General features: G+C 44.7%; 16 protein-coding genes, 2 tRNA genes and 1 pseudogene. 18 read left to right on the top strand and 1 reads right to left on the bottom strand.

What is annotated here, in order from left to right; translation table 11 throughout:
* The first annotated feature begins 397 nt into the window (after window positions 1–397).
* The 17 genes and pseudogenes from ftsH to ACU6U9_RS01780 all read left to right on the top strand — a co-directional run bounded on the left by ftsH (window position 398) and on the right by ACU6U9_RS01780 (window position 16,922).
* Entirely contained in the window at window positions 398–2,326 is a 1,929-nt protein-coding gene (ftsH, locus tag ACU6U9_RS01860) for an ATP-dependent zinc metalloprotease FtsH (protein WP_446733384.1), read from the top strand.
* 70 nt (window positions 2,327–2,396) lie between these two features.
* The gene (gene folP / locus ACU6U9_RS01855; protein ID WP_446733383.1) at window positions 2,397–3,230 is read left to right on the top strand and encodes a dihydropteroate synthase; all 834 of its coding nucleotides are present in this window, start codon (window positions 2,397–2,399) and stop codon (window positions 3,228–3,230) included.
* A 52-nt stretch (window positions 3,231–3,282) separates the two neighbouring features.
* The gene (gene glmM / locus ACU6U9_RS01850; RefSeq protein WP_446733382.1) at window positions 3,283–4,611 is read left to right on the top strand and encodes a phosphoglucosamine mutase; all 1,329 of its coding nucleotides are present in this window, start codon (window positions 3,283–3,285) and stop codon (window positions 4,609–4,611) included.
* A gap of 155 nt (window positions 4,612–4,766) precedes the next feature.
* Entirely contained in the window at window positions 4,767–5,153 is a 387-nt protein-coding gene (locus tag ACU6U9_RS01845; RefSeq protein ID WP_446733381.1) for a triose-phosphate isomerase family protein, read from the top strand.
* A gap of 31 nt (window positions 5,154–5,184) precedes the next feature.
* The gene (locus ACU6U9_RS01840) at window positions 5,185–5,520 is read left to right on the top strand and encodes a triose-phosphate isomerase family protein (RefSeq protein WP_446733380.1); all 336 of its coding nucleotides are present in this window, start codon (window positions 5,185–5,187) and stop codon (window positions 5,518–5,520) included.
* A gap of 9 nt (window positions 5,521–5,529) precedes the next feature.
* Entirely contained in the window at window positions 5,530–5,880 is a 351-nt protein-coding gene (gene secG / locus ACU6U9_RS01835; protein ID WP_446733379.1) for a preprotein translocase subunit SecG, read from the top strand.
* Window positions 5,881–5,889: 9 nt separating this feature from the next.
* Window positions 5,890–5,976: transfer RNA gene (locus tag ACU6U9_RS01830), tRNA-Leu, on the top strand.
* A 125-nt stretch (window positions 5,977–6,101) separates the two neighbouring features.
* Window positions 6,102–6,178 (top strand) — tRNA-Met (locus ACU6U9_RS01825).
* Between the two features lie 388 nt (window positions 6,179–6,566).
* The gene (gene rimP / locus ACU6U9_RS01820) at window positions 6,567–7,037 is read left to right on the top strand and encodes a ribosome maturation factor RimP (RefSeq protein WP_446733378.1); all 471 of its coding nucleotides are present in this window, start codon (window positions 6,567–6,569) and stop codon (window positions 7,035–7,037) included.
* Between the two features lie 19 nt (window positions 7,038–7,056).
* Window positions 7,057–8,552, top strand: a pseudogene (nusA, locus tag ACU6U9_RS01815) (transcription termination factor NusA).
* Between the two features lie 29 nt (window positions 8,553–8,581).
* Window positions 8,582–10,966 (top strand): translation initiation factor IF-2, encoded by a 2,385-nt coding sequence (gene infB / locus ACU6U9_RS01810; RefSeq protein ID WP_446733377.1) that lies wholly within the window; start codon window positions 8,582–8,584, stop codon window positions 10,964–10,966.
* Between the two features lie 109 nt (window positions 10,967–11,075).
* Window positions 11,076–11,477 carry a 30S ribosome-binding factor RbfA gene (gene rbfA / locus ACU6U9_RS01805; protein ID WP_446733376.1) on the top strand — a complete coding sequence of 134 codons (402 nt, stop codon included), beginning with the start codon at window positions 11,076–11,078 and terminating at the stop codon, window positions 11,475–11,477.
* A gap of 32 nt (window positions 11,478–11,509) precedes the next feature.
* Window positions 11,510–12,478, top strand: a complete 969-nt coding sequence (gene truB / locus ACU6U9_RS01800; RefSeq protein WP_446733375.1) for a tRNA pseudouridine(55) synthase TruB — start codon at window positions 11,510–11,512, stop codon at window positions 12,476–12,478.
* An 89-nt stretch (window positions 12,479–12,567) separates the two neighbouring features.
* Window positions 12,568–12,837 carry a 30S ribosomal protein S15 gene (rpsO, locus tag ACU6U9_RS01795; protein ID WP_446733374.1) on the top strand — a complete coding sequence of 90 codons (270 nt, stop codon included), beginning with the start codon at window positions 12,568–12,570 and terminating at the stop codon, window positions 12,835–12,837.
* Between the two features lie 247 nt (window positions 12,838–13,084).
* Window positions 13,085–15,178: a polyribonucleotide nucleotidyltransferase gene (gene pnp, locus ACU6U9_RS01790; protein WP_446733373.1), complete on the top strand. Its 2,094-nt coding sequence runs from the start codon at window positions 13,085–13,087 to the stop codon at window positions 15,176–15,178.
* Window positions 15,179–15,357: 179 nt separating this feature from the next.
* A complete protein-coding gene (locus ACU6U9_RS01785; protein WP_446733372.1) occupies window positions 15,358–15,843 on the top strand; it encodes an FKBP-type peptidyl-prolyl cis-trans isomerase in 486 nt (161 codons plus the stop codon).
* Window positions 15,844–15,956: 113 nt separating this feature from the next.
* Window positions 15,957–16,922, top strand: a complete 966-nt coding sequence (locus ACU6U9_RS01780; RefSeq protein ID WP_446733371.1) for an ion channel — start codon at window positions 15,957–15,959, stop codon at window positions 16,920–16,922.
* Between the two features lie 554 nt (window positions 16,923–17,476).
* On the opposite strand, the gene ACU6U9_RS01775 is transcribed toward ACU6U9_RS01780, so the two are convergent.
* Window positions 17,477–17,635: a phage integrase N-terminal SAM-like domain-containing protein gene (locus ACU6U9_RS01775; RefSeq protein WP_446733370.1), complete on the bottom strand. Its 159-nt coding sequence runs from the start codon at window positions 17,633–17,635 to the stop codon at window positions 17,477–17,479.
* A 343-nt stretch (window positions 17,636–17,978) separates the two neighbouring features.
* On the opposite strand from ACU6U9_RS01775, the gene ACU6U9_RS01770 reads away from it, so the two are divergent.
* Complete coding sequence (locus tag ACU6U9_RS01770; RefSeq protein ID WP_446733369.1) at window positions 17,979–18,308, top strand: hypothetical protein; 330 nt, start codon at window positions 17,979–17,981, stop codon at window positions 18,306–18,308.
* Window positions 18,309–18,333 lie beyond the last annotated feature (25 nt).

The raw sequence follows: 18,333 nt of genomic DNA, 5'->3' as shown, positions 1-18,333 counted from the left end.
ATGACCCTCGTAATGACAAATCGTATTAACCGAGCGAATCACTATTAAATATGGGGGTTTAATCGCTTAGTTTGTGTTAAAACGTGGAACTTGGGCTGATGAGTACTGCTCTTAGTATTTCTGTTAATTGAATGTAATTGCCTTGTATTTAGCAATATGGCCCCCAATAAAGGGGTCTAGTGTAAGCCATCGAGCGTTTAGATCTATTCGCTGGCTAGCAAAAGTATTCGTTTGGGCGAGCCGAAATTGGGTTTCCTTCGTAAAAAGAAACACTTTTACTGGAGTCATGGGCAATTGCTTGCCAAACTCAGTAACTGAAAGTGACTATTAGTATGAATATGTAGTACTGTTAAGGGTACTGAGAATCAAATAAATTAGGGGTTGGACCTTTACTAAAATGGCAAAGAATTTAATTTTATGGCTCATTATTGCCGCTGTCTTGCTGACAGTCTTCCAAAAGCTTGATTCTCCGGTTTCAAATCAAGAGATTGCGTATTCTCAATTCATTGAGCTTGTGCAAAACGGTCAAGTGAAAAAAGTCACCATTGCTGGTGCATCCATTGATGGCGAGTTTAATAACGGACAACTTTTCGAGACGATTCGTCCCGGCCATGATCCTAAAATGATGGATGATCTTCTTGAGCACAAAGTAGAAGTCCTTGGCAAAAAAGCAGAGCAACAAAGTATCTGGACGCAATTACTTGTCGCGTCGTTCCCAATTCTAGTGATTATCGCGGTATTTATGTTTTTCATGCGCCAAATGCAAGGTGGCGGTGGCGGTGGTCGAGGCCCTATGGCGTTTGGTAAATCAAAAGCCAAGCTACTAGGCGAAGATCAGATTAAAACCACGTTTGCAGATGTTGCAGGCTGTGATGAAGCAAAAGAAGACGTTCAAGAATTAGTAGAATTTTTACGTGACCCAGCTAAGTATCAGCGCTTAGGCGGTATGATTCCCCGTGGCGTTTTGATGGTTGGTCAGCCTGGTACCGGTAAAACCTTGCTAGCAAAAGCCATTGCCGGTGAAGCGAAAGTGCCGTTCTTCTCGATCTCAGGTTCTGACTTTGTTGAGATGTTTGTAGGTGTAGGTGCGTCTCGTGTTCGTGACATGTTTGACCAAGCTAAAAAACAAGCGCCGTGTATTATCTTTATTGATGAAATCGATGCGGTAGGTCGTAGCCGTGGTGTGGGTATCGGCGGTGGTAATGACGAACGCGAACAAACACTTAATCAGCTATTGGTTGAAATGGATGGCTTTGAAGGTAATGACGGCATTATCGTAATAGCCGCGACTAACCGCCCAGACGTTCTTGACCCTGCATTGCTGCGTCCAGGTCGTTTTGACCGTCAAGTGGTTGTGGGTCTGCCGGATATTCGTGGTCGTGAACAAATTTTGAAAGTGCATATGCGTAAAGTGCCAGTATCTGAAAACATCGATGCCCGTGTTATTGCTCGTGGTACACCGGGTTTCTCGGGCGCGGACTTGGCCAATCTTGTAAACGAAGCCGCATTATTTGCGGCACGTGGTGGTCGCTCTACTGTTTCGATGGAAGAATTCGAGAAAGCAAAAGATAAGATCATGATGGGGGCTGAGCGTAAGTCCATGGTCATGAGCGATAAAGAAAAAGAAAATACTGCATACCATGAGGCAGGCCATGCAATCGTTGGTCGAGTGGTGCCAGAGCATGACCCTGTGTATAAAGTGTCGATTATTCCTCGTGGTCGTGCGCTAGGTGTGACGATGTTTCTACCGGAAGAAGATCGCTATTCAATTAGTAAGCGTGGCATCGAAAGCAGTATTTGCTCACTGTATGGTGGTCGAATTGCGGAAGAAATGACGCTAGGTAAAGACGGTGTTACCACAGGTGCATCAAATGATATTGAGCGTGCTACGCAATACGCTCGTAATTATGTGACCAAGTGGGGCCTGTCTGATAAGTTAGGTGCTCAGCTGTACACAGATGAAGAGCAAGGCAGTTATCTAGGTGGTGGCGGTGGTGGCCAGATGGCGCATCTTTCAGACGAAACCGCTCGCACCATTGATGCAGAAGTCACAGGATTACTAAAAGACTGTTACGACCGTGCTGAGAAAATTTTGGTTGATCACCGTGACAAGCTAGAAATGATGAAAGACGCATTAATGGAATATGAAACCATTGATAGCAAACAAATTGATGACATCATGAATGGCCAAAAGCCTCGCCCGCCTCAATCTTGGTCCGATGATGATCAAGGTGGTGCAGCACCAACGGCTGAAGATGTAAAAGTAGATGTTGCAGATGATCAGTCAGATTTGAAGCCATCAGCAGACCCTGCCAACGGTAATTAATTCTTCGCGTTAAATCTTTAAAGGTGACACAACCCAGTTGTGTTGCCTTTTTCTATTTTAGGACCCAGCAATGACGTTTATTTGTGGTGATCGATCCTTGGATCTATCAGCCCCTCAGGTAATGGGCATACTGAATGCCACGCCTGATTCCTTCAGCGATGGTGGTCAGTTTAACTCCATCGAAAAGGCATTGAGGCATGCCAGTGATATGGTGAGCCAAGGTGCTACGATTATCGATGTTGGCGGTGAATCTACTCGCCCTGGGGCAAAATCGGTTTCTTTGCAAGAAGAGCTTGATCGTGTGATGCCGGTAATAGAAAAAATACACGCGCAGTTAGATGTGGTTATCAGTATTGACTCGAGCAGTCCTGACGTTTTTATTGCTGCACAGCAGGCTGGTGCCCATATGATTAATGATGTGCGAGCGTTGCAGCGAAAAGGCGCTTTACAGGCGGCTAGGCAGACTAACTTGCCTGTTTGCTTGATGCACATGCAGGGTGAGCCAAAATCCATGCAAGATAGCCCAAGGTATCAGCATGTGATTGAAGAGGTGTCAGGTTTTTTGGTTGAGCGAATTCGGGCGTGTCATGAGGCAGGGATTGCGAGTCATCAAATTTTAGTGGACCCAGGTTTTGGTTTTGGCAAAACCCTAGAAGATAATTATGCATTGCTAGCGAAGCTTGAGCATTTTGATGCTTTAGGTGTGCCGATGTTGATCGGGTTGTCGCGAAAATCCATGATAGCAGGCGTGTTAAATAATGCTGTAGTTGGTGACAGAGTGATAGGAAGTGTGACTGGTGCCGTGATTGCAGCGATGAAAGGCGCTAAAATCATTCGAGTTCATGATGTTAAAGAAACCGTTGAAGCGTTAAAAGTCGTGCAAGCGATGCAGGCACAGTTGTAAAATAGAACAATGGTTATGTTTTAAGTTAAACGGACACAGTAGGAATAATAAGATGTCTCGCAAATATTTTGGTACAGATGGTATTCGTGGTCGAGTGGGTGATGCGCCAATCACCCCAGAGTTCGTCATGCGATTAGGTTTTGCAGCGGGTAAAGTTTTTGCGAGTCAGGGTAAGCGCCATATCTTAATTGGTAAGGACACGCGCATATCAGGTTACATGTTTGAATCTGCCCTTGAGGCGGGTTTATCAGCAGCAGGTGTGGATATTGGTTTACTTGGCCCAATGCCGACACCAGGTATTGCTTATTTGACGCGCACTTTTCACGCAGATGCGGGTATTGTGATCAGTGCCTCGCACAATCCTTACTATGATAACGGCATTAAATTTTTCTCGGCTCAAGGCAGCAAGCTGGATGATGAAACAGAGCAAGCCATAGAAGAATTGCTCGATCAGCCGATGGAAATAGTGGCTTCTGATCGCTTAGGCAAAGCAAAGCGTATCGAAGATGCGGCTGGCCGTTACATTGAATTTTGCAAAAGTACCGTGTTTGGTTTGAGCCTAAAAGGCATGCGAATTGTGTTGGACTGCGCTCATGGTGCCACTTATCAAATCGCACCATCTGTCTTTTCTGAACTTGGGGCTGAAGTATTTACCATTGGTAACAAGCCTGATGGCTTGAATATCAATGAGCAAGTGGGTTCCACTTCACCAAAAGCACTGCAACAAAAAGTGCTTGAACTAGAGGCGGACTTCGGTATTGCCTTTGATGGAGATGGTGATCGTGTGGTGATGGTTGACCACAAAGGCGAGCTAGTTGATGGCGATGAGCTTATCTTTATGATTGCTAGGCATCAGCAAAACACCGATCAACTGCAAGGCGGTGTTGTTGGTACCTTGATGAGTAACATGGGAATGGAGCTCGCGCTTAAAGATATGAACATCCCGTTTGTTCGCGCTAATGTGGGCGATCGTTATGTGATGCAGTTGTTGCAAGAGCATAATTGGGCGTTAGGCGGTGAAAACTCAGGTCATATTTTGTGCCTTAATGCGACAACGACAGGTGATGGTATTGCAGCGTCCTTGCAGGTTTTGAAAGCTTTGGCTGGCAGTGGTCAAAAGCTCCATGACTATAAAAAAGGCATGGCTAAGTTTCCGCAAATAATGAAAAACGTGCGCGTTATTGATAAGTCAGTCGTTGAGCATGCAAGTGTTCAAGAGGCGGTAAATCAGGCTGAAACTGAGCTTGCAGGTCGTGGTCGTGTTTTATTGCGTCCATCCGGAACCGAGCCAGTGGTTCGAGTTATGATTGAGGGTGAAGATGCCGAATTGGTTGAAAAGCTTGTTGATCGCTTGGTCGATATAGTCGCAAATGCAACATGATGTTGAAATAGCCATGGTGTGAAGCACCTTGGCCATTTAACGTCCTGTTTTTTAACGCGAATCACAATAAAGTAGGCGACTTGCTAAGTCCCTTGACTTGCTTGATATCGCTATCTTAGGTAGTATCGCCACCTTCCTGAAGTAGGGGAATGAATATGCGCCGTAAATTAGTCGCAGGAAACTGGAAGATGCACGGCTCTTTAGCCGAAAATCAGACCAGATTGACGCAATTGGTATCCGCGTTAAAAAGTAATGAAGCGATCGATGTTGCTGTGTTTTCAACAGCACCTTACTTGTTTCAGTGTAAAAGTTTATTAGCGGCCTCAGGTATTAACTGGGGTGCGCAAGATGTGAGCGAGCACAAAAGTGGTGCTTACACGGGTGAAATATCCGTTTCTATGCTCGAAGACTTTGTTTGTCAGTATGCACTGGTTGGTCATAGTGAGCGCAGAGAGTTATTTCATGAGAGCGATGGAATAGTGGCTGATAAGTTTGCAGCACTGTTAAGTAGCTCAATTGTACCGGTATTGTGTGTGTGGTGAGTCACTCGCTCAGCGCGAAAGTGGCAGCACTATGGCGGTAATAGTAGAACAAATTGAAGCTGTATTGGCTAAAGCAGGTATTGCGGGTTTTAAAGATGCAGTTGTAGCGTATGAGCCTGTTTGGGCCATAGGCACAGGAAAGACGGCGACGCCAGAGCAGGCTCAAGAAGTGCATAAAGCAATTCGACAGCACTTAGCTCAATACGACGCCGATATCGCTCAAGCATTGCAAATTGTGTATGGCGGTAGTGTGAAACCAGATAATGCTGATGCTATTTTTGCTCAGCCAGATGTGGATGGCGCCCTAGTTGGTGGCGCCTCTTTAAATTCAAATGATTTTGTTAAAATCTGTAACGCAGCAGGTTAGAGAGATACTATGGAAAGCTTGATTGTAATTGCTCACATTATTATTGCCGTGGCTATTATTGCCTTGGTATTGCTACAGCAGGGTAAAGGCGCAGACGCAGGCGCAAGCTTTGGTGGTGGAGCCTCTCAAACGGTATTCGGTAGCGAAGGCTCTGGTAACTTTTTAACAAGCAGTACATCTTTGTTGGCTGCTCTGTTTTTTGCTACCAGTTTCTCGCTTGCTTATTTTGCTAAAGAAAAAGCAACAGGCTTGGCAGATGAAGGCTTGCCTCAGGTAATGCAAGAAGTGCAAACGTTTGATGGTGAAGAGCCTGTGATTAATGAGTCTACCGAAGGTTCTGAAATCCCAACCATCGACTAAATCGATTTTGCGGATGTGCTGGAATTGGTAGACAGGCAGCGTTGAGGTCGCTGTGTGCGCAAGCACGTGAGGGTTCAAGTCCCTCCATCCGCACCAATTTAAAAAAACGAGCATTGCTCGTTTTTTTTACATTTAAGCAGGTTTAAAAGTCCTGCTTAGTATAAAGTGAGACTTCCCTTGATGATAAAAGTGGATGTCTCTATAATGTGCACAATTATTGGCGCGGGGTGGAGCAGTTTGGTAGCTCGTCGGGCTCATAACCCGAAGGTCGTCGGTTCAAATCCGGCCCCCGCAACCAAGCCGTATTAAGTATCTTGAGTTTGTTTACCTCTATAAATTCAAGATAGGCACCGAAATATATTGGTTTGGTAGGCGATAGATGTCAGTTGAGCTTATATCGTCCGTTTTTTAGTGAGATTGGTCTAGTATCAACTTGCTAGGTGGCTTAGCCACTAGTTTTTATTTCCAAGCCCTAGGGTTTGATGATTGAAACCCCTGTGGAGCTGCTTTTAAGATAATTAAAGTGGTTCCGATAAGGGGTTTTTTGTTGGTCGCGTAAGGCAATCAACGTTTAGCGGTTTTTATTAAAGTACATAGTACTTAAACGCTAAAGATTGGGCTCGGGTGGCTGGTAGTGAAAACACCGGCTCATCCTTTAGCCCAATTTTTATATCTGTGGAGCGCGTGTGGCGAGTAAAGAACAGCAATTAATAGATTTGCTAAAACCAGTGATTGAAGCTCTGGGTTTTGAGTTTTGGGGTATTGAGTACATTGCACAAGGCAATAACTCGGTACTGCGTGTATTTATAGACGGCGAGAACGGCATTCATGTCGATGATTGCGCGTTAGTAAGTCGTCAAGTTAGCGGAATAATGGACGTCGAAGACCCCATTTCATCCGAGTATAACTTAGAAGTATCGTCTCCAGGTGTGGACCGTCCATTGTTCTCACTTGAGCATTATAAGCGTTACGTTGGTGAGTTTGTTGATGTGAAATTACGTTATGCCTTTGAAGGGCGTCGTAAATTCAAAGGCAAACTAGTTGGTATTGAAGATGACGAAGACATCGTGGTTCATGTAGATGACCATGAGTATTTGTTACCGATTGATGCTATCGATAAAGCCAGCTTAATATTTCAAGATCACAAGGGTAAATAGGATTACCGGGGGCAAGGTTATGAGCAAAGAGATACTGCTAGTTGCCGAGGCTGTTTCTAACGAGAAAGGCGTAGAGCAGGAAGTAATTTTTGAAGCTATTGAGTTAGCTTTTTAGCGGCAGCGGCGAAAAAACGTTACGAAGACGAAGAGCCTGAGATTCGAGTTTCTATTGACCGTCGTACCGGTAATTATGAAACCTTCCGCAACTGGGTCATTGTAAGCAATGAAGTGGTTCCGGCCTTGGGGTCTGAATTAAACATGCAAGAAGCGGCAGACATAGACACTAACCTAAAAGAAGGTGATGTCTATGAAGAGCAAGTTGATAATCCAGGTTTTGGACGTATCGCAGCTCAAGCGGCTAAGCAAATTATTATGCAAAAAGTACGTGAAGCAGAGCGCGCTAAAATTACAGCCGCGTATGTTGATCGTATTGGTGACTTGCTTCACGGTACCGTGAAAAAAGTCACCCGCGACAACATCATTGTTGATTTGGGCGCCAACGCTGAAGGCTTATTACCACGTGACCAATTGGTTGCGCGTGAAGTATTTCGCATCAGTGATCGTGTTCGCTGCGTGCTGATGTCTGTGAACCCAGAAAACCGTGGTCCACAACTGATGCTAAGCCGTGCGTCAAACGAAATGCTGATTGAGCTATTTCGTATTGAAGTGCCAGAAATTGGTGAAGACGTCATTGAAATTAAAGCCGCTGCTCGTGATACAGGCAGCCGTGCAAAAATTGCAGTGAAAACCAACGATCAGCGCATTGACCCAATTGGTGCATGTGTTGGTATGCGTGGTGCTCGTGTTCAAGCGGTATCTAACGAACTTGGCAACGAGCGTGTTGATATCGTGTTGTGGGATGATAATCCTGCGCAATTGGTTATCAATGCATTGGCCCCAGCGGAAGTGGCTTCGATCGTAATGGATGAAGAAACCAATACGATGGATGTGGCCGTGTTAGAAGATCAACTGCCAATCGCAATTGGTCGTGGCGGTCAAAACGTTAAATTAGCATCTGAGCTTACCGGCTGGATCATTAACGTAATGACCGAAGAAGAAGCAGGTGCAAAACAAGAAGAAGAGCAGGGTTCATTAGTAGAAATTCTAATGGCGGCGCTTGATCTTGATGAAGACGTAGCTGCGGTATTGGTAGAAGAAGGTTTTACAGGCCTTGAAGAAGTTGCTTATGTGCCACGTGAAGAGATGCTAGATATTGAGGGTTTCGATGACGAAATCGTTGATGAACTGCAATCTCGAGCAAAAGACATTTTGCTAACCCAAGCCATTGCTAGTGAAGAAAAACTAGAAGATGCAAAACCGGCAGACGATTTGCTGAATATGGAAGGAATGGATCAACACTTGGCCTTAGTGTTGGCAAGCCGTGGCATCCGCACAATGGAAGACCTTGCTGAGCAAGGCGTAGACGATATTGTTGGTATTGAAGATATCGACGAAGCGAAGGCCGCCAAACTAATTATGACCGCGCGTAAGCCCTGGTTTGAAGAAACCGAATAGGCAGCAGCAGGCGGGAGGAGAGTATTCGAATGGCAGAAGTCACGGTAAAACAGTTAGCCGCAGCAGTAGGCTCACCAGTTGAACGTTTAGTCGCTCAGATGAACGAAGCTGGTCTACCACACAAAAGTGGTGACGAAAAAGTAAACGATCAGCAAAAAGTTGTTTTGTTAACCTACTTGAAAAAGAGTCATGGTGAGCAAGCGACTGAAGCAGATGGTCCTAAAAAGATCACGCTTAAACGTAAAACCACCACCACCCTGAATACGGGTGCGGGTAAAAAAGCAGTTAATATCGAAGTGCGTAAGAAACGCACCATCGTTCAAGAAGATGAAGCGGCTAAGAAAGATGCTAAGCCTGCGCCTAAGCGCAAGCCAACCGATGCAAAAGGCGCTAAGCCAGCTGCACGTAAGCCATCTGATTCTCCTTCATCTGCACCAGCGGCTGCGGCCCCTAGTAATGATGATCGCGGAAGCAAGAAAAAAGAATTCCGTAATAAAGATAAAGACAAAGATAAAGATAAGCGTTTTGGCGACAAGAACAAAGGCGGTAAAGGCCGTCGTCGTGAAGGCGGTATGGATGACAGTCGTCGTCGCGGTGCCCCTAAACGCCGTGGTCGTGAAGATAGCGAGCACGCGTTCAAGCAACCAACTGCACCAATCGTGCGTGAGGTTGAGCTAAAAGGTGAATCGATCACGGTTGGCGAATTGGCACAAGGCATGGCTGTTAAAGCTGGCGAAGTGATCAAAGAGTTAATGAAGCTAGGTGTGATGGCGACCATCAACCAGATTCTTGATATCGATACAGCGATTCTTGTGATTGAAGAAATGGGTCACAAGTTTAAGCGAGTTAGCGATAACGCAGTTGAAGATGATTTCTTAGAAGAAATCAAATACGAAGGTCAGCAAGTATCACGTGCACCGGTTGTTACTGTAATGGGTCACGTTGACCATGGTAAAACATCCCTACTTGATTACATTCGCTCAACACGTGTAACCGTTGGCGAAGCGGGTGGTATTACTCAGCACATTGGTGCTTACCACGTAGAAACTGATAAAGGTATGGTGACCTTCTTAGATACACCTGGACACGCAGCGTTTACATCTATGCGTGCTCGTGGTGCTCAATCTACGGATATCGTTATCCTTGTAGTTGCTGCCGATGATGGCGTGATGCCGCAAACAGAAGAAGCCATTCAGCATGCTCGTGCAGCGGGTGTGCCGATTGTGGTTGCTGTTAACAAAATGGATAAAGAGTCTGCCGATATCGATCGTGTTAAAAACGAATTGGTAGCGAAAGAAGTCGTACCTGAAGAGTGGGGCGGTGACGTACAGTTTGTACCTGTATCGGCTCATACTGGTGAAGGTATTGATGCATTACTTGATGCGTTATTACTTCAAGCTGAGTTGCTAGAGCTAACAGCGGTTGCTGACGGTCCTGCAACAGGCGTAGTAGTTGAATCTCGTCTTGATAAAGGTCGCGGTCCTGTTGCTACATTGCTTATTCAGAACGGCATGCTGAAGAAAGGCGACATCGTTTTGGCTGGTACGTCTATCGGTCGTGTACGTGCGCTGCTTGATGAAAATGGTCAGCCGATTGATCACGCAGGTCCGTCTATTCCTGTTGAGATCCTTGGTTTGGATGCGCCTCCTGGTGCAGGCGATCATTTCTTAGTAGCAGAAAGCGAAAAACGTGCACGTGAAGTAGCGGCCATTCGTTCTTCGAAAGAGAAAGAGCAATTCCACGCGAAACAACAAGCGGCCAAGTTGGACGCATTGTTTAGCATGAGCGGTGAAGCGCAGGCGTCTAGCTTGAACTTGGTTATTAAGACCGATGTTCGTGGCTCGCTTGAAGCCTTAGTGGGCGCGCTTGATCAACTTTCTACTGATGAAGTGAAAGTAACCATCGTATCAAGTGGTGTGGGTGGTATTACTGAAACCGATGCGAACTTAGCCTCTGCATCGAATGCGGTTCTGTTTGGCTTTAACGTACGTGCCGATGCGGCAGCAAAACGTGTGGTTGAAAACAGCGGCTTAGATATGCGTTATTACAGCATCATTTATGACCTAATTGATGATGTGAAACAAGCCATGTCAGGCATGTTGGCACCTGAGCTTCGTGAAGAAATCGTGGGTATCGCACAAGTACGTGATGTATTCCGTTCACCTAAATTTGGTGCGGTTGCAGGCTGTATGGTTATTGAAGGTACGGTTCACCGTAATAAGAAAATTCGTGTACTACGTGACAACGTGGTGGTCTACGAAGGTGAGCTTGAATCTCTACGTCGTTTCAAAGATGACGTGCAAGAAGTTCGTACCGGTACTGAATGTGGTATCGCAGTTAAGAGCTACAATGACGTTAAAGAAGGCGATCAGATCGAAGTCTTTGATGTTAAAGAGTTTGCTCGTACTATCTAATACTGGCGACCCATTAAACTTTCCTTCAGAGTTTTATTCTCTGAGGGAAAGATCCAAATCCTCAGGAGGCATGCTTCTTGGGGATTGTTTGTTTTAAGAGAATTTTAAAATGGCGAAAGATTACAGTCGTACTCAGCGCTTGGGTGAGCAAATCAAACGTGATCTTGCTCAGATGCTGCAATTCCAAGTGAAAGATCCTCGTTTAGGTCTTGTGACATTGAATGCAGTGAAAGTCGCTTCCGACTTAGGCTATGCGGATATTTACTTTACCGTCATGAAGCCCGGTATGGTTGATGCGGATACAGATACCATCAAAGAAACTGAAAAAGTATTAAACGATATGTCCGGTTTCTTGCGTACAGAGCTGTCTCAAGTAATGAAGACTCGTGTTACGCCGTTACCACGTTTTCATTATGACGTGTCAGTTGGCCGAGGCCATAAACTGACTAACTTGATTAACCAAGCTATGCGTGAAGACTCCAGTCGCAATACTGGCGACGATAACCAATAGCTTCAGTTCAAATAAATGAGCGGAGAGACGTTTTGAACCGCAAAAGAAAAGGCCGCGATATTAGCGGCATTCTTGTCATCGATAAGCCCTCCGGCATGACCTCAAATGGCGTTTTACAAAAAGTGAAATGGCTATTTCAAGCTCAAAAAGCGGGTCACACAGGTGCTCTTGATCCAATCGCAACAGGTGTATTACCTATTTGCTTAGGTGAGGCCACTAAATTCAGCCAGCGCTTACTTGAAAGCAATAAGCGTTATGTGACACGAGTGCAGCTCGGCGAGTCACGTGATACGGCTGATATAGAAGGCGACATTCTCGAAACCGCGAGTATCCCCAAGTTAACATCGGACTCAATCGAGCAAGTGTTGTCTCAGTTTCGTGGTGAGATAACGCAAATCCCACCTATGTACAGTGCGCTTAAGCATGAAGGGCGTAAGCTGTATGAGCTTGCCCGTGAAGGGATTGAATTCGATATTAAGAAAAAAGCACGACAGGTGTCGATTCTTGAACTTGAGTTGCTTGATTTCGGTGATGACTTCATTGAGCTAGACGTAACCTGCACAAAAGGCACGTATATTCGTTCATTAGCTGAAGATATCGCCAAAGCGCTTGGCACATTGGGTCATGTGGCCGTGCTTCGACGCTTGGGTGCAGGGCCGTATAAGCCAGAAATGATGATTACTCTAGATGAGCTGATCGCCTTGAAACCCGAGGGCTGTGACGACTTTACCGCCCTAGAGGATCGGCTACTTCCGACCTATACAGCGCTTGAAAGCGTGCCTATCATTCAGGTGACTTTAGAGCAGACTCGAGATTTACAATTTGGACGTGCAATTCATGCCTTAGACGCTGGTGACAAGCCATTGCCTCAGGTACAATTGCGCCTTTGCCACGACCAGCAAGACTATCTTGTGGGCCTTGGTGAAATGGACGCCAACGGCTTAATTGCCCTAAAACGTCTGGTGAAAGTGCCGCAGTTAACCGCTCTTTTTGAGCAGTAATGTCGCTTTCAGGTGGATACCGCTGTTTATATGCACGGTGCTTATCTTCCTTAACCTAAATGAACGCATATACCTATGAGGAAAATATCATGGCATTAGATGTACAAGCGAAAGCTGCCATCGTTAAAGAATACCAAACTGCTGAAGGCGATACAGGTTCTCCTGAAGTTCAAGTAGCATTGTTGACTCACAACATCAACGGTCTACAAGATCACTTCAAAGTGAACAAGCAAGATCACCACTCACGTCGTGGCTTGATTCGCATGGTAAACCAACGTCGTAAGTTGTTGGATTACCTAAAAGGTAAAGATGTTGTTCGTTACGCTTCTCTAATTAAGCGTTTAGGCCTACGTCGCTAAGACTGCTAAACCCCCTCACGGGGGTTTTTGCTATATGTTGGTGTATAATCTTCGCACTTATCGTGTATGAAGTTGTCACAAACACACTGTAAGTTAAAACAGTAATAAGAAATGGAATAACCTGACTTATCACACTCTGTGTTTCTACCCATTCGCCTTTTCGCTTGATCTCAAGTAGAGAAAGGGCCAATGCTTGGAAGTACAGAAAATGAGAGCAGGTTTCCAGTTAAATCAAAAAAGGAAACATATGCTAGATCTTACTCCAGTAACAAAAACATTTACCTTCGGTAATCAAGAAATCACATTAGAAACCAAACGTATTGCGCGTCAAGCAAGCGGAGCGGTTTTGGTCACCATTGGTGATATCCAAGTTCTTGCAGCGGTAACAGGCAAGAAAGAAATGAAGCCGGGTCAAGATTTTTTCCCGCTAACCGTTAACTATCAAGAAAAATACTACGCCGCGGGTAAAATCCCAGGTGGTTACATCAAGCGTGAAAATCGCCCAAGCGAAAAAGAAACGCTAACAAGTCGTTTAATTGACCGTCCAATTCGCCCACTTTTCCCTGCGGGTTACATGAACGAAGTACAAGTTGTGCTTCAAGTTATGTCTGCTGACACTGAAAACGATCCAGATATCGCTGCGATGATCGGTGCATCTGCTGCACTAGCTATTTCAGGCATTCCTTTCGACGGTCCTATTGGTGCTGCTCGTGTTGCTTACACTCGTGAGGGTGGTTATGTTTTAAACCCAACGTTTGAACAGCTTAAAACCTCTGAGCTAGACATGGTGGTTGCGGGAACAACTGACGCGGTATTAATGGTTGAGTCTGACGCACTAGAATTAAGCGAAGACGAAATGCTAGGCGGTGTTTTATTTGCACACGAAGGCTACCAGTGCGTCATCGCAGCGATTAAAGAATTTGCAGCTGAAGATGCGACTGAGCGTTGGGAATGGACTGCACCAGCAACCAACACCGCGCTTTACGAAGAAATGAAAGCACTTGCGTTTGATGCCATGACAGCCGCTTACCAAACAAGCGACAAAATGGCGCGTTACACGCAAATCGATGCGATCAACGCTGATATCAAAGCAAAATTATTGAAAGATGGCGAAGACGATAACTCTGAAGACATCTCTAAGCTGTTCAAAAAACTTCAAAAAGAAGTGGTACGTGAGCGCATCGTAAACCATGAGCCTCGTATTGACGGTCGTGACAACAAAACTGTACGTGACTTGAACATTCAAACCAATGTTCTTAAAGGTACACACGGTTCTGCATTGTTCACTCGTGGTGAAACTCAGTCTATCGGTACCGTAACATTGGGTTCTACCCGTGATGCGCAAACCGTTGAGTTCTTACACGAAGTCACCAAAGACAACTTCATGTTCCACTACAACTTCCCTCCGTATTCTGTAGGTGAATGTGGTCGTATGGGCGCACCGGGTCGTCGTGAAGTGGGCCATGGTCGTTTAGCGCGTCGTGGTGTTCAAGCGATGATGCCTAAACTAGAAGATTTCCCATACACAGTACGTGTTGTATCTGAAATCACAGAATCAAACGGTTCATCTTCAATGGCGTCTGTTTGTTCGGCGTCACTTGCATTGATGGATGCAGGCGTGCCAATTAAAGCCCCAGTTGCTGGTATTGCCATGGGTCTTGTAAAAGAAGGCGAGAAATTCGCGGTTCTTACAGACATCTTGGGTGACGAAGATCACCTTGGCGACATGGACTTTAAAGTAGCGGGTTCTGAAGCGGGTATCACTGCACTGCAAATGGATATCAAAATCCAAGGCATTACAGAAGAGATCATGGAGATTGCACTAGAGCAAGCCCTTGACGCTCGTATGACGATCTTGAAGCAAATGAACGAAGTAATGTCTAAGCATCGTGATGAAATGCCTGACAATGCTCCGACTTACCTAACGTTGAAAATTCCTTCAGACAAAATTGCTGAAGCGATTGGTAAAGGCGGCGCGACCATTCGTGGTATTTGTGACGAAACCGGCGCGGACGTTGATATTTCTGACGAAGGCCTAATCAGCATTTTCGCACTGACTAAAGTAGCGGCCGAAAAAGCCAAAGGTTTATTTGAGTCCGTGACCGCTGAAGCAGAAGTTGGCACTATCTACGAAGGTAAAGTGCAAAAAATCGTTGATTTTGGTGCATTTGTTAACATCTTGCCTGGTAAAGACGGCCTAGTGCATATCTCTCAGATTTCTGATGAGCGTGTAGATAACGTGGCTGATCACTTAACTGAAGGTCAGAAAATTAAAGTTAAAGTATTAGATGTTGATAATAAAGGTCGTATTAAATTGACCCTTAAAGGCATTGAAGCTTAATAGATATCGTTGAATCGAGTGATGCAGTAATAAGCTGCCTCACTCACGATTTGAATAATATTTATATTAGAAAGATAAGCCTACTTAATTTTAAGTGGGTTTATTTGTATAAAAACACTCACATTAAGCACTTATTATAAATGCGTGTTTAATTCGGCGAAGCCAAATAAGGAGTAGCCATGACTATTGCAGATAACAAAGTAGTTACCTTAGAGTTTACTGTTAAAAATGCAGAAACCGGTGACTTGATTGAATCGTCTAAAGATGGCGAGCCATTAGTATATTTACATGGTTTTAATAATTTAGTTCCCGGCCTAGAAGCGGAACTAAATGGTAAAGTTGTTGGCGACAGCTACGACGTAACGGTAACCCCAGAAGAAGGTTACGGCGTTCGTGATGAAAGCCTAGTACAGCAAGTACCAATGGAAGCATTCCAAGGCATTGAAAACGTAGCAGTGGGTATGGCATTTACCGCTGACGGCGCCGAAGGCCCTGTTGTTGTTGAAGTAACCGCGGTTGAAGGTGATGTGGTAACCGTGGATGCAAACCATCCTCTTGCTGACATCAAACTTGCCTTCTCTGGTGAAGTAAAAGAAATTCGTGATGCAAGTTCAGAAGAACTTGAGCACGGCCATGTACATGGCGAAGGCGGTCACCAGCACTAATCGGCTGAACCGCTTTAAAAAATGGCAAAGTGAGCAATCACTTTGCCATTTTTTTTGCACCGAGTTTACACATAAAACTGGACTACACTTAACCAAGCTTTGGAGTAGTTGGTATGTGTATATATCGTTTTAAAGATGGCAAGCAGTGTCAGTTAGACGGTGCAGAAAAAGGGTTATGTTTCTGGCATGACCCTGACATAGATAAAAGAGGGCAAGCGCTTGGCGATGAGCTGTCACAGTTGGTGCATGAAGGTCACTCAATGGAGGGCGCATTCCTTGCCTATACCAATCTAGATGGCATTAACTTAGTTCGGCACGGTCACAGTGAGGGATACAGTCTAGCCTATGCGGATTTGTTCCATGCCAGTTTACGTCAAGCTCACCTGTTTAAAGTCGATCTCTCTCATGCCTCACTTATGAAAGCCGATTGCCGAGAGGCCAATTTACATTGTGCGAACCTCGAACAAACCAATTTGCTAGGCGCTCGCTTTGATGAGGCCAAAATCGAAAACATACACTGGGGCGAACCCATGTATTACGAATCGCTTGGTAAAAAAGCATTCGCAGAGCGTAACCGTAAACAGGCGGTTATGTACTTTGAGCAGGCGGAAGAAGTGAGTAGAAACTTACGAAAAGTCAGCGAGCGCCAAGGGTTGTTTGAGCTAGCAGGTTATTTCTTTATAAAAGAAATGACCCATAGACGTTATCAGATGCCCAAATTCTCATGGCCAAGATTGGTCTCAAAGGCCGTGGATACATTTTGCGGTTACGGAGAAAAACCGGCCCGTGTGATTATGTTTTCATTGGTAATCATTGTGTTGTTTGCGTTGGCCTATTGGGTTTTAGGAATAGCGGACGGTGGTAACGGAATAGGTTTACAAGCCGATTTATCAATAGAACAAAACTTAATGAACTTGGGCACGAGCTTATACTTTAGTGTCGTTACCTTCACGACGCTTGGTTATGGTGATCTTGTGCCTATTGGGTTTAGCCGCTTACTGGCGGCTATGGAAGCCTTTACCGGCAGTTTTACTCTTGCATTGTTTGTAGTTGTTTTTGTTAAAAAAATGACAAGATAAAGACTGTCTTTATTTTAACTTACTTGATCTTACGTGGATTATAAAATTTAATTTATTAGTGTTTACTAGGTTATGGTTGTGTCCTCGCTTTCTTTTCGTGTGTATTCATTGGCACGGCCTCGAATGGAATGTCCTATGTTGCTGGATCATTGATTTATCACCAAAAGGACTTACCACGCCTCCCCGTAACGATATAGCACATGAGTGTAAATTCATGGCAACATAGTCGCACAATATTAAATCCTTGCCTTGCCTAATGGTTATTTCCTTTGCCCAAAATCGATATCCTTAATGCGTAAGCGCAAAACCTCCACACACTCAACCCTGCGCCGTACATTAACTGTGCAGCAGTGAGTGGCAAACCATTCATACAAGCAAGTGTTCTTCGCACCTCATCAACCGTTAGCACAACGGGCAATGTTTTGGTTTTTCTGGGGCGCCCCCATTCATCTATTTGTATCTCTTTAAACAACACCTTTTCATACAAAAGCACCAACGCTGACAAAGCCTGTTTTTGAGTCACACCGCCACATACTCCCTTGCGGCCAAATGCGTTAAAACATAGATACCTCGGATGCACTCATATCCTTAGAGTGCCGCTTACCATGAAATAAGATATACCGTCGGATCAAATTCCAATAGGATCGCTCTGTGTTTAACGCGTAGTGAGCTGCCCGCATGTTATCGTGAAATTCCGCCTGTAATTTGGCCATAATTAACGCCCCCTGATTAACCCAGAGTCTCATTGTACTGTATTTATATACACTAGATTATCAAGGCTGATCTGTATATCCCAATTTTAAAATTTCTCTTAAAAATGAGTATACACGGGGCTTTCAGGCCGATTTTTAAGCCTATCTTCTGATAACCGGATTTGTATCGATTTATTTGATTGATTTGTTTTTAGGGAAGGGTAAAATCCGCCATTAAATTGCATGGATTAACTAAACCGTTGAAAGCAAAGGGAAAATTGCAGTCCGTCTTTCTCTAGCTATAACTGGTTATCAAGATCCATCCGAATAACCAAATTGTTATGTAGATAGAGAGTAAATAATTGTGAAAAAATTAGTATTATTGATAGCGATGCTAACTCCTTTTTTCTCTAGTGCGTCTGAAGTTGATAGTACTATTTCTTACGTTAGGGTTGATGATAATGGTCATGGATTAATTCAGTTTACAAATGCGATTATAGGTCCGTCTGACTGCACTCACCCCGCTTGGCGAGGGCACTATTCATTTGATTTAAAAACTGAAGCAGGTAGAGCTATATATAGTCTTGCTTTAACTGCTCATGCATCTAATAAGAAAATAAAAGCTTATGGAAAAGGTCAGTGCCTTCAATATATTGACGCTGTTGAATCATGGGCTCATGGCTTTATATATTAACAACATAACAACGGTGGGCTTCGGA

This window comes from Pseudomonas sp. HK3, from assembly GCF_052920985.1.
The sequence above is the reverse complement of the archived record's forward strand: the minus strand, read 5'-3'. Positions and strand labels throughout refer to the sequence as shown.

Bases quoted from the DNA above. Each gene is read 5' to 3' on its own strand.
- ACU6U9_RS01840 (WP_446733380.1), top strand. From the start codon at position 5,185: ATGGCGGTAATAGTAGAACAAATTGAAGCTGTATTGGCTAAAGCAGGT.
- pnp (WP_446733373.1), top strand. From the start codon at position 13,085: ATGCTAGATCTTACTCCAGTAACAAAAACATTTACCTTCGGTAATCAA.
- ACU6U9_RS01780 (WP_446733371.1), top strand. From the start codon at position 15,957: ATGTGTATATATCGTTTTAAAGATGGCAAGCAGTGTCAGTTAGACGGT.
- ACU6U9_RS01775 (WP_446733370.1), bottom strand. From the start codon at position 17,635: ATGGCCAAATTACAGGCGGAATTTCACGATAACATGCGGGCAGCTCAC.
- secG (WP_446733379.1), top strand. From the start codon at position 5,530: ATGGAAAGCTTGATTGTAATTGCTCACATTATTATTGCCGTGGCTATT.
- rpsO (WP_446733374.1), top strand. From the start codon at position 12,568: ATGGCATTAGATGTACAAGCGAAAGCTGCCATCGTTAAAGAATACCAA.
- ACU6U9_RS01785 (WP_446733372.1), top strand. From the start codon at position 15,358: ATGACTATTGCAGATAACAAAGTAGTTACCTTAGAGTTTACTGTTAAA.
- ftsH (WP_446733384.1), top strand. From the start codon at position 398: ATGGCAAAGAATTTAATTTTATGGCTCATTATTGCCGCTGTCTTGCTG.
- ACU6U9_RS01845 (WP_446733381.1), top strand. From the start codon at position 4,767: ATGCGCCGTAAATTAGTCGCAGGAAACTGGAAGATGCACGGCTCTTTA.
- folP (WP_446733383.1), top strand. From the start codon at position 2,397: ATGACGTTTATTTGTGGTGATCGATCCTTGGATCTATCAGCCCCTCAG.
- rbfA (WP_446733376.1), top strand. From the start codon at position 11,076: ATGGCGAAAGATTACAGTCGTACTCAGCGCTTGGGTGAGCAAATCAAA.
- infB (WP_446733377.1), top strand. From the start codon at position 8,582: ATGGCAGAAGTCACGGTAAAACAGTTAGCCGCAGCAGTAGGCTCACCA.
- glmM (WP_446733382.1), top strand. From the start codon at position 3,283: ATGTCTCGCAAATATTTTGGTACAGATGGTATTCGTGGTCGAGTGGGT.